The organism is Micromonospora parva (assembly GCF_040649675.1).
Lineage (GTDB): Bacteria > Actinomycetota > Actinomycetes > Mycobacteriales > Micromonosporaceae > Micromonospora > Micromonospora parva.
In genome coordinates this window covers 34,416-49,579 of the sequence record NZ_JBEZFX010000003.1, presented here as the reverse complement: position 1 = coordinate 49,579, position 15,164 = coordinate 34,416, and the positions used below count along the sequence as shown (strand labels likewise).

Annotated in this window: 11 protein-coding genes; 5 read left to right on the top strand and 6 right to left on the bottom strand. The window is 72.5% G+C overall.

The features are described 5' to 3' along the window. Positions 1-44: 44 nt before the first annotated feature. Positions 45-902 carry an ABC transporter permease gene (locus AB0C03_RS08670; protein WP_357635622.1) on the top strand — a complete coding sequence of 286 codons (858 nt, stop codon included), beginning with the start codon at positions 45-47 and terminating at the stop codon, positions 900-902. Positions 903-1,119: 217 nt separating this feature from the next. On the opposite strand, the gene AB0C03_RS08665 is transcribed toward AB0C03_RS08670, so the two are convergent. Then, the gene (locus tag AB0C03_RS08665; protein WP_357635619.1) at positions 1,120-2,298 is read right to left on the bottom strand and encodes an ABC transporter substrate-binding protein; all 1,179 of its coding nucleotides are present in this window, start codon (positions 2,296-2,298) and stop codon (positions 1,120-1,122) included. 444 nt (positions 2,299-2,742) lie between these two features. Here AB0C03_RS08665 and AB0C03_RS08660 point away from each other — a divergent pair, with 444 nt between their 5' ends. The 4 genes from AB0C03_RS08660 to AB0C03_RS08645 all read left to right on the top strand — a co-directional run bounded on the left by AB0C03_RS08660 (position 2,743) and on the right by AB0C03_RS08645 (position 7,373). Then, positions 2,743-5,910: a sensor histidine kinase gene (locus tag AB0C03_RS08660; RefSeq protein ID WP_357635616.1), complete on the top strand. Its 3,168-nt coding sequence runs from the start codon at positions 2,743-2,745 to the stop codon at positions 5,908-5,910. After that, entirely contained in the window at positions 5,907-6,314 is a 408-nt protein-coding gene (locus tag AB0C03_RS08655) for a roadblock/LC7 domain-containing protein (protein ID WP_030329975.1), read from the top strand. The genes AB0C03_RS08660 and AB0C03_RS08655 overlap by 4 nt, the downstream gene beginning before the upstream one ends. Positions 6,315-6,403: 89 nt before the next feature. After that, the gene (locus tag AB0C03_RS08650) at positions 6,404-6,769 is read left to right on the top strand and encodes a DUF742 domain-containing protein (protein WP_007465174.1); all 366 of its coding nucleotides are present in this window, start codon (positions 6,404-6,406) and stop codon (positions 6,767-6,769) included. Continuing rightward, complete coding sequence (locus AB0C03_RS08645; RefSeq protein WP_030329978.1) at positions 6,750-7,373, top strand: GTP-binding protein; 624 nt, start codon at positions 6,750-6,752, stop codon at positions 7,371-7,373. The genes AB0C03_RS08650 and AB0C03_RS08645 overlap by 20 nt, the downstream gene beginning before the upstream one ends. Before the next feature lie 44 nt (positions 7,374-7,417). Here AB0C03_RS08645 and AB0C03_RS08640 read toward each other — a convergent pair whose 3' ends face one another. Genes AB0C03_RS08640 through AB0C03_RS08620 form a run of 5 tightly spaced genes read right to left on the bottom strand, consistent with a single transcriptional unit; the run spans position 7,418 to position 15,084 of the window. Continuing rightward, the gene (locus tag AB0C03_RS08640; protein ID WP_030329980.1) at positions 7,418-8,506 is read right to left on the bottom strand and encodes a uroporphyrinogen-III synthase; all 1,089 of its coding nucleotides are present in this window, start codon (positions 8,504-8,506) and stop codon (positions 7,418-7,420) included. After that, positions 8,506-8,853: a nitrite reductase small subunit NirD gene (gene nirD, locus AB0C03_RS08635; RefSeq protein ID WP_210857753.1), complete on the bottom strand. Its 348-nt coding sequence runs from the start codon at positions 8,851-8,853 to the stop codon at positions 8,506-8,508. Before nirD ends, AB0C03_RS08640 begins: the two co-directional genes overlap by 1 nt. After that, entirely contained in the window at positions 8,850-11,372 is a 2,523-nt protein-coding gene (gene nirB, locus AB0C03_RS08630) for a nitrite reductase large subunit NirB (protein ID WP_030329984.1), read from the bottom strand. The genes nirD and nirB overlap by 4 nt, the downstream gene beginning before the upstream one ends. Then, positions 11,369-12,808 carry an FAD-dependent oxidoreductase gene (locus tag AB0C03_RS08625; protein WP_030329986.1) on the bottom strand — a complete coding sequence of 480 codons (1,440 nt, stop codon included), beginning with the start codon at positions 12,806-12,808 and terminating at the stop codon, positions 11,369-11,371. The genes nirB and AB0C03_RS08625 overlap by 4 nt, the downstream gene beginning before the upstream one ends. Beyond that, positions 12,805-15,084, bottom strand: a complete 2,280-nt coding sequence (locus AB0C03_RS08620) for a molybdopterin oxidoreductase family protein (protein ID WP_357635611.1) — start codon at positions 15,082-15,084, stop codon at positions 12,805-12,807. The genes AB0C03_RS08625 and AB0C03_RS08620 overlap by 4 nt, the downstream gene beginning before the upstream one ends. Positions 15,085-15,164 lie beyond the last annotated feature (80 nt).

Here is a 15,164-nt window from a genome sequence, read left to right as displayed (position 1 = left end):
CTCGTCGGCCCCCGGCGGGCCGTGGGATTTCGAGGAGGACAGAGATGACCGACGTCCGGTCAGCGGACCCGGCGGTGGCGGAAACCCCGCCTCCCAACGCCGGCCCCGAGGCGGGGCGCGCGGGTCGAGGCGCCGGCCTGCGCGCCGGTGCCGATGCGGTGCTGCCCGCGGTCGGCATCCTGACCGCGCTGGCGGCGTGGTGGCTGGTCGCCCGGCTGGAACTGGTTCACCCGGTCGCCCTGCCGCCGCCCGGTGACGTGCTCGACGCGTTCGTCGAGAAGCCCGTCCAGTTGTTGGAGCACACCTGGGACACCACGCTGGAGATCCTGACCGGCTTCGCCCTCTCGGTGGTCGCCGGTGTGCTGATCGGGCTCGCCCTGGCCAGCTCCCGCACTGTGGAGCGGATGTTCACCCCGCTGCTCGTCGCGGTGAACGCGGTGCCCAAGATCACATTGGGTCCACTGCTGGTGGTGGCGCTGGGCTGGGGCCAGAAACCGATCCTGACCATGGTGTTCCTGCTCTGCTTCTTCCCGATCGTGCTCTCCACCGCGACCGGGCTGACCACCACGCCGGCCGACCTGGCCGAACTGGTGCGCTCCTGGAACGCCTCCCGCTGGCAGGCGTTCCGCAAGGTGCGCTTCCCGGCCGCGCTGCCGCAGATCTTCGTCGGGCTCAAGGTGGGCATGCCGCTGGCCGCTATCGGCGCGGTGATCGGTGAGTTCCAGGCCGGTGAGAGTGGCCTGGGCTACGTCATCACGCAGTACGCGGGCATCGGCGACGCCGCCACCGCCTGGGCGGCGATCATGCTGGTGGCGCTGGTGAGCATCCTGCTCTACTCGGCGCTCCTGCTGATCGAGCGAATCGCCCTGCCCTGGGTCCGAGAAACCACCAGCAGCCGCTGAACGCAAACCAACAACAGAAGAGATCAATCCCAGAAGACGCGAAGGGCCGGCCTCCCATCGGAGGCCGGCCCTTGTCGCGTCGAAGCCGCAGGCGAGTCAGGTGTGGCCGACCGTGCCCGGCGGAGGGATCAAGCCTGACCGCCCGGAGCCGGGCACGGTCGGCCACACCCCCCACCCGGCACCCCGACAAGCCCTGCCAGATGAAAGGCCCGAGCGTCTACCCCGCCAACCGCCAGCGACCATTGCGGGCGACAAGCGTGGTGAGCGCCTGCGGCATCAGGCCGCTGTGGTTGTCCGGAGTCATGCGGATCGGGCCGGACAGACCGTCCATCTGGGACGTCTCCAGCACGTCCCGAATGCCGTTGCGGTCGACCTTCCCGATCTCGCCGCCGGCGCGCAGTTCGGCGTCGGCGATGAGCTGGACGGCGTCCGCGGCGAAGGACGAGGACCCGTTGTAGCCGCCGAAGCGTGCCGTGTAGTCCTGGAACCACTGCCGCCGCGCGGCCTTGGCCGGCGTGGTCGCGATCACGTCGTCGATCACCATCGTCTGCGTGAAGATCAGCGTCGCCTTCTCGGTCGCCTTGGCGGCCGCGCCGAGGAAGAGGTCCCCGGCCGCTCCCGCGTCGAAGTAGATCGACCCACGAAAGGTGGTCTGCTGGGCGCTGGCGGCGGCCAGGGTCGCCTGCTCCGGCGGGGTCCAGAAGACCATCGCGTCGGGCTTGCCCGAGGCGAGCTGCTGCACCTGTCGGCTCACGTCGGTGTCGGTGGTCTTGATCCGCTGCTGCCGGAGCGAGATGTTTGCCTTGTCCAGCTCGCTCTTGAGGGCGGTCGCGCCCTCCTGGCCGTAGTCGTCGTCGCTGACCAGCATCCCCACCTTGCGGATGTTGTTGCGGCGCAGTTCGGTGGTCAGCGCGGCGGCGCTGTCCGGGGCGTTAGGGCCCAGCTTGAACACGTAACGCCGTTCGGCGACCGGTGCCGCGATCGCGCCGGAAGCGGCTAGCGCAATGGTGGGAATCCGCTTCTCGTTGATGGTGCCGACCGCACCGACCGCACATTCGTTGCAGCCGCCCATGATGATGGCGCTGACCCGCGAATCGTTGCTGAAGTCGACGATGTTGCGAAGTGACTCGGCGGAGTCGGAACGGTTGTCCTTGACCGTCAGCTTGATCTCCCGGCCGTTCAGTGCTCCGGAGGAGTTCAACTGCTCGACCTTGAGTTCGAGGGCTCGCTGGTATGTCCGGCCAACAGTGGCTGCGGCGCCGGACAGTTCGAGATCAGCGGCGATCACGATCGGACTCGTGTCCTGCTCTGCCTCGCCGAACTGGCAGCCGGTGAGCGTGGTGGCCACTACGGCCGATGCGAGCGCCGCGATGGTCGCGGAGCGGATGGGGCTCAACTCAGTCCTCCAGGTGCGGGCGCGGGCGCTGCCCGGTCACCGCCGCTAATCCGTCCTCAGTGGAGGGCGGGATCTTCTCTGCCGTACGGTGTGCGCGAAGCCTGCAAAACCTTGCCAATGGCCGGCGCTGTGGTCAAGCGCGGACCCCGGTGGCATTTTCGGGACGGCCATCCCACATGCTGGGGTAACGCAATGTTTGCAAAAGCTCACTTTGCATACACGCGTGACCACTCTGGAGTTACATGCCCTGTTCAGGGGCTTGCGGAAATGAAGGTATCAGTTGACCGGATCACGGGATGCGCTCCGTCCGACCGTTTCCTACCTCACTGCGGCTTCCCAAACACGATCATCTCTGATGAAATCGCGGCCGTGCCGCGCGTGGTCCCCTCCGCTTACGGCATGGCTCGGCGGCTCAGGCGGGGAAGAAACGACGGAGGCGATGTCGTGAGCACCGGACCGACGACCCTGCCCGCGCTCGGCGACAGCAACCGGCGTGAACGCCGACGGATGCCGAGACTGCGCGACGCCCGGATCCGGTCCAAGCTGGCGCTGATTCTGGTCGTCCCGGTGGCGGCGGTGATCGCGCTGGCCACGGTCCGTCTGATCTCCGTCGGCGAAGGCGCCTTCGACGCCACCCGGGCCCGGTCGCTGACCGCCCTCTCCATCGACGTCAGCGCCCTCACCCAGGATCTCCACGCCGAGCGGATGGCCGCAGCCGCCTACCTGGCCACCCCGCAGCAGCCGGCCGACGCGTACAACCTGCGGGTCCGCCAGACGCAGCAGAAGGTGGACGAGTACCGCGCCGAGCGAGGCCGGATCGGCGACGTGCCGGCCGCCCTACGGGACCGGCTGGCCGCCATCGACGACCACCTGGCCACTCTGGACGGCACCCGCCAGGAGGTGCTGGACCGCCGGCAGATGGCGGTCGCCGAGGCGGTGCTCCGCTACGGGGTCATCCTCACCGACCTGGTCTCGTACGGTGACGGCCTGGCCCAGCTGCCCGGCGACGAGAGCCTGGCGGACAGCCGCCGCGCCGTCGCCGCGTTCGCCCGCGCCAAGGCTTCCGTCGCCGAGGAAGAGGCCGTCGCCTTCACCGCGCTGACGGCCGGCCAGCTCGACTCGGAGCAGTTCTCGTCCTTCGTGGCAACGTTGACCGGTCAGCAGGAGGCCCTGGTCGCCTTCTCGCTGGCCGCCGACCCGGTGCAGCGCGGCCTGGTCAACAGCACCGTCTCCGGCGACGCGGTCGGTCTGTCCGACCGGGTGGCCACCGACATCACCCGCTCGGTCGGGCAGCGCCCGCTGGTCAGCGCGCAGGACGCCACCGCGGCCATCGGCGCCGTGAACGACCTGATGCGCTGGGCCGAGATCCAACTGCAGGACCGACTGCTCCAGCAGGCCGACCAGGCGCGTTCGGACGTCATCCGGCAGGCAGTGGTCGAGTCGGTGCTGGTGCTGCTGACCCTGATCATCGCCGTGTCGCTGGCCGTGGTGCTGGCCCGCTCGCTCAACCACTCGCTGCGCCGACTGCGTGAGGGCGCCCTCTCGGTGGCCAACCACGACCTGCCCGACGCCGTGCAGCGGCTGCAGAACATGGGCAGCGTGGGCGACGGCGGGGTGGACGAGATCGTCCGCCAGGTCCGCGACCCCATCCAGCTCAACAGTCGCGACGAGGTCGGTCAGGTGGCGCTGGCCTTCAACGTCGTCCACCGGGAGGCGGTGCGGGTCGCCGCCGAGCAGGCGGCACTACGGACCAGCGTCTCGGCGATGTTCCTCAACCTGGCCCGCCGCAGTCAGACCCTGGTCGACCGGATGATCGGCGAGCTGGACGCGATCGAGCGCGGCGAGGAGGACCCGAAGCGGCTCGCGCAGCTCTTCGAACTGGACCACCTGGCCACTCGAATGCGCCGCAACGACGAGAACCTGCTGGTCCTGGCCGGCGCCGACTCCGCCGTACCGCGTCGTGACGACGCGTTGGTGGTGGACGTGCTGCGCGCCGCCCAGTCCGAGGTGGAGCTGTACAACCGCATCGAGTTCGGGACCGTGGACACCGACATCTCGGTGGCCGCCCACGCGGTCAACGACGTGGTACGTCTCGTCGCCGAACTCCTCGACAACGCCACCCGGTTCTCACCGCCGAACACCACTGTGGTCGCCGACGGTCGCCGGATCCGCGACTACGTGCTGATCCAGATCGAGGACCGTGGGCTCGGCCTCACCGACGAACAGCTCGACTCGCTCAACCGGCGGCTGGCCGCCCCGCCGAGCGTCGACGTCGCCGCGTTCCGGCTGATGGGTCTGGCCGTGGTGAGTCGGCTCGCCTCCCGCTACGGCATCCGGGTGGAGCTGCGCCGCAACGTCGAGGGCGGCACCGTAGCCCAGGTGACGCTGCCCGCCACCACGGTGGTGCTGCCCAGCAACCGGGGCCGGGAGCAGGTGCTCACCCGGCCGCGTCAGCCGATGGCCGTGGAGCAGACGCCGCTCACCCCGGTCGGTCACGCCGAGCAGTTCGCCGGTGCCGCCACGTCGGCGGCGACGCTGCCCGACCAGTGGCGGACCAGCACGCCGGCACCCGCCCAGTGGCAGTCACCGCTCGACTCGCGGGACACCACCCCGGCCGTACAGGCGGGTGGCTACACCGGACCGCGCTCGACCATGCCGCCCGTACCCGCCGACCCGGCACCGGCCGCTCCGGCACCCGCCGCCCCGCTCCCGCCGGCACGTCCGGCGTACAGCAACGGCGCGGGCGCCTCGATGGGCAGCCCTACGGTGGCCTACCCGACGGTCGACCCGCTGCCACGTCGGGGCGCCACCGCGGATGGCGCGGACGGGCGCGGCGGCCAGGGCCTTCCGGTCGGGCCGGTCGCCGGGCCGGGCGCGGTGGCACCACCGGCCGCACCGCCGGTCCCTGCCGCACCGCCGGTGCCTGCCGTGCCGTCGGTGCCCGCCGCACCGGTCAGCACCCGGCCCGACTTCCCCGCCGAAGCGCCGATCTTCCGGGAGATGGAAGCGGTCTGGTTCCGGTCCCACGGCGACGACGCCACCGCGATCTTCACCCGGCCCAACTTCGACGAGCCGCCCGCACCCGCCGCCGACGCCGGGCTGCGCAGCGGCAACAGCGCGGCGTCCGTGCCGGCCGCGCCGCCGGCCCGGCCGAAGCTGCCGACCCGCACCCCGGGCAGCTCCGACGGCACGACCGCGCCGGGCACCGGGGGCAACGGCGGCGCGACGATGGACGGGTTCGCCGCCCGGTCGTCGGCGCCACCGTCGTACACCCCGACCCCGACCCCGAGCCCGGCACCGGCTGGCCGGACGGCTCCGCCCGCGCCCGCTCCCGACCCGGAGGCCTGGCGTACGGCGGCCGACGAGGGCTGGTCGCGGGCAAGCCGGGCTGCCGAGCCGGCCCCCGCCGGGACCACCCGTTCCGGGTTGCCCAAGCGGGTGCCGCAGGCACAGCTCGTGCCGGGTGGCATCGAGCCCAAGAGCGGCCGGGACCGCAGCCGGCGGACCCCGGATGAAGTACGTGGTCTGCTGTCGGCCTACCACCGCGGTGTGCAGCGCGGTCGCACGGCCGGAACGGACCTGAACAGCACCTCGACCAAGGAGAGCCGATGAACAGGCCAGCTGCCATGCAGGACATGGGTTGGCTGCTCACCAACTTCGCCGACAGCGTGGCGGGCATCGCCCACGTGGTGGCGGTGTCCGCAGACGGGCTGTTGCTCGCGTCCTCCCGGGACCTGCCGGCGGACCGGGCGGACCAGCTCGCTGCGATCACCTCCGGGGTGGTGAGCCTGACCGAGGGCGCGGCCCGGATGTTCAGCGCGGGCGGGGTGTTGCAGACAGTCATCGAGATGGACAGCGGGTACCTCTTCCTGATGTCGATCAGCGACGGTTCGTCGATGGCCGTGCTGGCCGCGCGCAGCTGCGACGTGGGTCAGGTGGGCTACGAGATGGCGCTGCTGGTCGAACGGGTGGGCGCCGCGCTGGTGCCGCTGCCGCGCGACGCGGTGCGCTCTTAACACCGGGGGACGGCGCTCACTTCGAGTGCCGGACCAGGGACGAGAGGCGGCGCAGGCCGGCTCCGCAAGGGATGAGGAGGTGACCGGGAATGGACCAACGACGCGCTGACCCGCGCGGCGCGCTGGTGCGTCCGTACGCGGTCACCCGTGGTCGTACCGAGCCCCGGCAGGACATCGCCCTTGAGGCCGTCCTCACCGCCTCGCCCACCCAGGTCGCGGAGTCCCGCTTCGCCGGGCACGACAAGCACCGCATCGCCACGGTCTGTGAGGGCCGAGCACAGTCGCTGGCGGAGATCGCCGCGTACACCCGGATGCCGCTGGGCGTCGCCCGGGTGTTGGTCGCCGACATGGTGGCCGAGAGCCTGCTGACGTTACACACTGCTGCTCCCGCCGAGGGGTTCGAGGAGCGGATGGAACTGCTTGGAAGGGTGCTAAGTGGACTTCGCAGGCTATGACCCCGCAGGGGGGCGGCCGGGCCGGGGAATCGTATCCGCGAAGATCGTCGTCGCGGGCGGCTTCGGCGTCGGTAAGACGACACTGGTCGGGGCGATCTCCGAGATCACACCGCTGACCACCGAGGCATTGATGACCGCGGCGGGTGTCGGCATCGACGACCCGTCCAAGGTGCCGGGCAAGGAGACCACCACGGTCGCCATGGACTTCGGCCGGATCACCATGGCCCAGGACCTGATCCTGTACCTCTTCGGTACACCGGGTCAGACGCGGTTCTGGTTCATGTGGGACGAGATCATCCGGGGGGCGGTGGGTGCCGCCGTGCTGGTGGACACCCGCCGGATCACCGATGCCTTCGCCCCGCTGGACTACTTCGAGAACCGCAACCTGCCGTACGTGGTGGCGCTGAACAAGTTCGACGGCGCTCCGCAGTACGAGGCGGAGGAGGTCCGCGAGGCGCTGGCCATCTCGCCGCAGGTGCCGCTGGTGATGACCGACGCCCGGCAGCGGGACTCGGTCAAGCAGGTGCTGGTGACGGTGGTCGAGCACGCCATGCTCCGGCTCCAGTCGGAGCACGGGCGGGGCTTCCCGACGCCGGTCGGCTGAACCACCGCGTCACGGCCGGCGCGCGACGGCCGGCCGTGACGCCTTCAGTCCACCCGCAGCCGGTACCCGCGCTTGACCACGGTCTGCACCACGCGGGGCGCGCGCAGGCCGGCCCGCAGGCGGGCGACGGCCATCTCCACGGCGTGCTCGTCGGCGCCCCGGGGCAGGGTCCGCAGCAACGCCGTGCGGGACAGCACCCGCCCCGGTGACTGGGCCAGCGCCCGCAACACCGCCATCGGTGCGGGCGCGAGCGGCCGCAGCTCGCCGTCGATCACCGCGGCGTGCCCGCGCAACGTGAGCAGGTGCCCGGCGGCCTTGAACGTCACGGTCCGGCGGGGCAGCTCGTCGACGATGGTCCGTACCAGCGCGCCCAACCGGGCCCGACCCGGCGCGCTCACCGGCACCCCGCGTCGCAGCAGCGGCTCGGCGGTCACCGCGCCGACGCAACTGGCCAGCACATCACCGCGCAACGCGGACAGCACCGCGTCGGTACGGTCCCCGGCGGCCCGCAGCAACGCCTCGGCCGCCGGCGCCGAGGTGAACGTCACCGCGTCCACCAGCCGGCCGGCGATCAGGTCGATCAACCGGTGCAGCGGCGCCGGGTCGGTCGGCGGTGCCCAGCGGTAGACCGGCACCTCGATGACGGTGGCGCCCGCCGCCTCCAGCGCGAGCGTGCACTCGGGTTGCCGCTCGCCGTGCAGCTGCATGGCGATCACCTGCCCGGCGACGCCGCGCCGACGCAGGTGGTCGACCACCTCGTCGCAGCTCTCCGAGGCCGGCGACCACTGGTCGTGCAGGCCGGCCGCCCGGATCGCGCCGCGGGCCTTCGGGCCGCGCGCCACCACGTACGAGCTGGCCAGCACGGAACGCAGCGGCTCGGCCAGCCCCCAACCCTCGGCCGCCTCCAGCCAACCGCGCATACCGATGCCGGTGTTGGCCATCAGGATGTCCGGCGGCTGGTCGAGGCAGGCGCGGGTCGCCTCACGCAGCTCGGTGTCGTCGGAGAGCGGCACGATCCGCAACGCCGGGGCGAGCACCACCCGGGCGCCCCGTCGTTCGAGCAGCGCGGCCAGCTCGTCGCGCCGCCGGTCGGCGGTCACCCCGATGGTGAAGCCCGCCAGTTCTTCCCGCATCAAGCCTCCTGTCGCAGCCGCACCTCGACCAGCCCGTCTCGGCAGCGCACGTCGTGTCGGGCCACCGTCACCCCGGGCAGGTCGAGGCAGTGCCCGCTGCGCAGGTCGTACACCTGCTTGTGCAGCGGTGAGGCGACCGTCGGCACCCCGCCGCGGCTGCCCACGATGCCCCGGGACAGCACGTACGCCCCGGAAACCGGATCGCGGTTGTCGATCGCGAACAGCCCGTCGGCGGTCCGGAAGAGGGCGATCTGCACCCCGTCGACCAGGGCGGCGACGCCCCGGTCCGGTTCCAACCGGTCGAGGAGGCAGACGGTGGTCCAGGTGAGCGCGAGGGTCTGGGTCATCGCCGTACCTCCGGTAGGCCAAGGGTGACGGGTTGCGGACGGTGACCGCCGGCCGGACCGTCAGCGCGTACGGGAACCGGCTGGCCGCGTTCCCGGGTGAAGGTGATCGACGGGTCCGGCACGTCGGGGGCGTTGACGAAGGACGTGTAGCGGCGCAGCCGGTCCGGGTCGTCCAGGACGTCACGCCACTCGTCGGAGTACGACGACACGTGCCGGGCCATCGCCGCGTCCAGGTCGGCGCAGAGCCCGAGCGAGTCGTCCACGATCACCGCGCGCAGGTGGTCGAGGCCGCCGTCCATCGCCTCGATCCAGCCGGCGGTGCGTTGCAGCCGGTCGGCGGTGCGGATGTAGTAGATGAGGAACCTGTCGATCAGCGTGATCAGCTCGTCAGTGGACAGGTCGGTGGCGAACAGGTCGGCGTGCCGGGGGCGGAAACCCCCGTTGCCGCCCACGTAGAGATTCCAGCCGGTCTCGGTGGCGATGATGCCGAAGTCCTTGCTGCGGGCCTCGGCGCACTCCCGGGCGCAACCGGAGACCGCCGACTTGAGCTTGTGCGGGGCGCGTAGCCCGCGGTAGCGCAGCTCCAACGCGACGGCCAACCCCACCGAGTCCTGCACCCCGTACCGGCACCACGTCTCACCCACGCACGACTTCACAGTGCGCAGCGCCTTGCCGTACGCGTGACCGGACTCGAAGCCGGCGTCCACCAGCCGCCGCCAGATCTGCGGCAACTGCTCCACCCGCGCCCCGAACAGGTCGATCCGCTGCCCACCGGTGATCTTCGTGTAGAGCTGGAAGTCCCGGGCGACCTCGCCGATCACGATCAGCTTCTCCGGGGTGATCTCGCCGCCCGGTATCCGGGGCACCACCGAGTAGCTGCCGTCGCGTTGCAGGTTGGCCAGGAAATGGTCGTTGGTGTCCTGCAACGACGCCTGCTCACCGTCGAGCACGTGCCCGTTGCCCAGCGAGGCGAGGATCGAGGCCACCACCGGCTTGCAGATGTCGCAGCCACGGCCCCGACCGTGCTCGGCGACCAGCCGGGAGAAGGTGCGGATGCCGCGCACCCGGACGATCTCGAACAGCTCCCGCCGGCTGACGTCGAAGTGCTCGCAGAGCGCGCTGGACTGCGCCACCCCCGCCGCGTCCAGGAGCTGCTTCAGCATCGGCACGCACGAACCGCAGCTGGTGCCGGCCCGGGTGCAGGCCTTCACCGCCGCCACGTCCGCGCAACCACCGGCGATGGCGGCGTCCACGTCGCCCCGGGTCACCGCGTTGCAGGAGCAGACCTGCGCGGTGGCCGGCAGCGCCCCGGCGTCCGCGCCGCCGCCGTCGGGGGCGAGCAGCGCCAGCGGCGCGGCCGGCAGCGGGCCGCCCACACTCGCGCGCAGCGTCGGGTACGCGCTGGCGTCGCCGACCAGCACCCCGCCGAGCAGGGTGTGCGCGTCGTCGGAGAGGACCAGCTTCGCGTAGACCCGGGTGGCCGGGTCGGTGAACGTGACGTCCAGGCAGCCCTCGGTGGCGCCGTGGGCGTCACCGAACGAGGCCACGTCCACGCCGAGCAGCTTGAGTTTGGTGGCGGTGTCCGCACCCGGGAAGGTCGCCGCGCCGCCGACCAGCCGGTCGGCCACCACCTCGGCCGTCGCGTAGCCCGGCGCGACCAGACCGTGGCAGGTGCCGTCGACCGCCGCGCACTCGCCGACCGCCCAGATCCGTTCGTCGACGGTGCGGCAGGTCGCGTCGACGAGCACCCCGCCGCGCGGGCCCAGCGGCAGACCGGCGTCGCGGGCCAACTGGTCCCGGGGCCGGATGCCGGCGGCCACCACCACCAGCTCGGCGTCGATGGTGCTGCCGTCGGAGAGTTCCAGGGCCGCGACGCCGCCGTCCGGGCCGGGACGGATCGCTGTGGTCGCCACCCCGAGATGGGTCCGTACGCCCAGGTCGTCGACGTAGCGACGGAGCATCGCGCCGCCGGCCTGGTCCACCTGCACCGGCATCAACCGGGGAGCGAACTCGACCACGTCGGTGCTCAGGCCGAGCAGTCGCAGGGCGTTCGCGGCCTCCAGACCGAGCAGCCCGCCCCCGATCACCGCGCCGACCCGCCGACCCCGCGCGTACGCCCGGATCGCCGCCAGGTCGTCCAGGGTCCGGTAGACGAAGACGCCGGGCAGTTCGGTGCCGGCCACCGGCGGTACGAACGGGTACGACCCGGTGGCCAGCACCAGCGCGTCGTAGCGGTACTCGCCGACGGCGGTGGTCACCACCTGTCGGTCCCGGTCGACGGCGGTGGCCGGTTCGCCGAGGCGCAGCCGCACCCCGTCGTCGGGTGTGTGCAGGTTGAGTTCGCTCTCGGTCACCCCGTCGAAGTACGCCGAGAGCCGCACCCGGTCGTACGCCGGGCGCCCCTCCTCGGCCAGCACCGTCACCCGCCAGCTGCCCTGGGGGTCGCGGGCGCGCAGCGCGTCCACGAACCGCTGCCCGACCATTCCGTTGCCGATGACGATCAGATCGCCGCCGCTCATCGCGTCACCTCCACCGATTCCGCCTGGCTCAGCCAGTCGACGATGCCGCTCACCGCGTCCCGGCATCCGCCGCATCCGGTGCCGGCCCGGGTCGCGGCCACCACCGCATCGACAGTCCGGGCGCCGGAGCGCCAGCTTCTGACCAGTGCGCCCTTGCTCACCGTGTTGCACTGGCACACCGTGGCCGCGTCCGGCATCAGCGCCGGTGAGGCGGCCGGGGTCGCGCCGACCGCACCGAGTGCCCGGCCCAGCAGCAGCGCCCGCCGGTCGGTCGGCACCGGGTGGCCACGGTCGAAGAGTTGGATCACCGTGCCGACCGCCGGGTTGTCGCCGAGCAGGATCGCGCCGATCAACCGCTCGTCCCGGATCCGCAACCGGGCGTACGTGCCCCGGGCCGGGTCGGCGAAGGTCAGCTCCTCGCCCGGCTCGCCGCCGGCCGCGTCACCCATCGAGGCCAGGTCGATCCCGGCGGCCTTCAGCCGGGTCACCACCGGCCGGGGCCGGTAGCGGGCCAGTGGGTCGGTGCCGGTCAGCACGTCCGCGAGCACCTGGGCCTGGGCCCAGGCGGGCGCTACCAGCCCGGTGAGCACGCCGTCGTGCTCGGCGCAGTCGCCGATCGCGGAGATGGACCGGTCGCTGGTGCGGAGCCGGTCGTCCACCACCACGCCGCGCCGCACGGTCAGGCCGGCGGCCTGCGCGAGGGCGGTGTCCGGTCGTACGCCGCAGGAGAGCACCAGCAGGTCGGCGTGAAGCGACCGGCCGTCGGCCAGGTCGAGGCGGACACCGTTGGCGTCCGTGGCCACGCCGGTGGCCGACACTCCCAGTTGGACGGTGACGCCGAAACCGGCGAGTGTGCCGGCGAGCACCGCACCGGCCGCCGGGTCCAGTTGCCGTTCCATCAGGTGTTCTCTCGGGTGCACCACTGTGGTGGCCAGGCCCCGGGTGGCCAGTCCTCGGGCGGCCTCCAGGCCGAGGAGCCCGCCGCCGAGCACCAGCGCGCTGCGGGCGCCGTCCGCCGCGGCGAGGATCCGCCGGCAGTCGTCCAGGGTCCGGAAGGGGACCACCCGCTCCGGCAGGTTCGCCGGGTCGAGGCCGGGCAGCGACGGCACCACCGCGCGGGCGCCGGTGGCCAGCACCAGGTGGTCGTACCCGATTCGTTCGCCGTCGTCGGTGCGGACCTGCCGGGCGGACCGGTCGATGGCGGTCACCGGTACGCCGCTGCGCAGGTCGACGCCGTGCCCGGCGGCTTCGGTCAGCTCCACGTCCGGCTCGCCGATCCGGCCGGCCAGCAGGGTGGAGAGCAGGATCCGGTTGTACGCGCGGTGCGGCTCGGCCCCGAGCACCGTGACCTTCCGGTCTCCCTCCCGGGCGTGCAGCTCACCGGCGAGGCGCGCGCCCGCCATGCCGTTGCCGACGATGACCACCCGGGCGGTCATGCCTTCTCCACCCGGACGGCGCAGATCTTGAACTCGGGCATCCCGGAGATCGGGTCGACCGCGTCGTTGGTCACCGAGTTGGCGCGTCCCGCCCCGGCGTAGTGGAACGGGGCGAACACGGTGTCGGGTCGTATCCCGGCGCTGAGTCGGGCCGGGGCGCGGAACTCACCTCGGCGCGAGGTGACCCGCACGGGGTCGCCGTCGTCGATGCCCAACCGGGCGGCCAGGTCGGGGTGCAGTTCGACGAACGCCTCCGGCGCGGCGCGGCGCAGCGCGGCCACCCGTCGGGTCTGGGTTCCCGACTGGTACTGCGCGAGCACCCGACCGGTGGTGAAGTGCAGCGGATACGTGGCGCAGACCTGTTCGGCGGCCGGCCGATGGTCGACGGCGTGGAAGCGGGCCCGGCCGTCCGGGGTGGCGAACCGGTCGGCGAAGAGTCGTGGCGTGTCCGGCCCGTCCTCGGTCGGGCAGGGCCAGTAGACGCCGTCGTCGGCGTCGATCCGGTCCCAGCTGATGCCGGCGTAGTCGGCGGCCCCGCCCGCGGAGGCGCGGCGCAGCTCGGCGAAGACGGCAGCCGGGTCGGTGGGAAAACGCCCCGCCGAGACGGCAGCCTCCGGTCGCCCGGCCGTCTCGGCGGGTGCCGGTGCGGTGCCGGCCAATTCGGTGCCGGGCGTCCTGGTGCTTGCCAGTGCCGTGCCGGCCGGTGCGGTGCCGGGCGTCCTGGTGGTTGTCGGCGCCGTGCCGGCCGGTGCGGTGTCGGTCGCTTCGGCGACTGCCAGCCGCGCCGCCAGGCCGGCGATGATGGCCAGGTCGGTCCGGACATCGGGCGGGGGTGGCCGTAGTGCGCGCCGACGCAGCACCCGACCCTCCAGGTTGGTCATGGTGCCGTCCTCCTCGGCCCACTGCGCGGTGGGCAGCACCACGTCCGCCAACGCGGCCGTCTCGGAGAGCAGCAGGTCGGCGACGACCAGCAGGTCCAGGTCGCGCAGCCGGCCCTCGATCCGGGCCGCCCGGGGTGCCGAGACCACCGGGTTGGACCCGAACACCAGCAACGCGCGCGGCCCGCCCGGGGTGCCCAGCGCGTCGAGCAGTTGGTACGCCGGCACCCCCGGGCCGGGCAGCTCGTCGGCCGGTACGCCCCAGATCCCGGCCACGTGTTCCCGGGCCGCCGGGTCGTCGATCTTGCGGTAGCCGGGGAGTTGGTCGGCCTTCTGCCCGTGTTCCCGGCCGCCCTGGCCGTTGCCCTGGCCGGTGAGGCAGCCGTACCCCGAACCGTCGCGGCCGGGCAGACCGAGGGCGAGGGCGAGATTGACGTACGCGGTGACGGTGTCCACCCCCTTGGCGTGCTGCTCGGCGCCGCGCGCGGTCAGGATGATCACCCGACCGCCGGTGCCCAGCGCGCGGGCGGTCGCCTCCAGGTCGGCCACCGGCACCCCGGACAGCTCTTCCGCGCGGGCCGGCCACCAGGCGGCGACGCCGCGGCGGACCGCGTCGAATCCGGTGGTGCGCTCGGCGACGTACGCCCGGTCGACCCACCCCTCGGTGAGCGCGATGTGCAGCAGCGCGTTGGCAACCGCGAGGTCGGTGCCCGGCAGTGGTTGCAGGTGCAGGTCGGCCTGGCGGGCGGTGGCGGTGACCCGGGGGTCGACGACGATCAGTTTCCCGCCGTTGCCGCGCTGCTCGGTGAGCCACCGCACCAGCGGCGGCATGGTCTCCGCCGGGTTCGCCCCGACCAGCAGCAGTGTGTCGGCCCGGCCCAGGTCGGCCAGCGGGAACGGCAGCCCACGATCGATGCCGAAGGCGCGCATCCCGGCGGCTGCCGCCGAGGACATGCAGAACCGTCCGTTGTAGTCGATGTGCCGGGTCCGCAGCCCGATCCGGGCGAACTTCCCCAACGCGTACGCCTTCTCGTTGGTCAGGCCGCCACCGCCGAAGACGGCGACCGCGTCCCGACCGGCGTCGGCCTGGACGGCGCGGATGCCGGCGACCACCCGGTCCAGCGCGGTGTCCCAGCTTGCCGGTTGCAGTGTGTCGGTGGCCGGGTCGCGCACCAGCGGGGTGGTCAGTCGGTCCGGGTGGTCGAGCAGTTCGGCGGCCGTCCAACCCTTCTGGCAGAGCCCGCCCCGATTGGTGGGAAACTGGCGCGGGTGGACGGTCACCCCGGTGTCGCCCGCGCGCAGCGTCATTCCGCACTGCAGTGCGCAGTACGGGCAGTGCGTCGCCACTTCCCGGGGCGTCAGCCCCGGTGGAGTTGCCGACCGTGCACCGTCTGTCATGTCGGGAAAGCGTGCCGTCGGGCGGTTTCCGGTCCGGGTCCCTTCTGTTTCGGTCCTGTCAAGTGGGGCTCACACCGCAC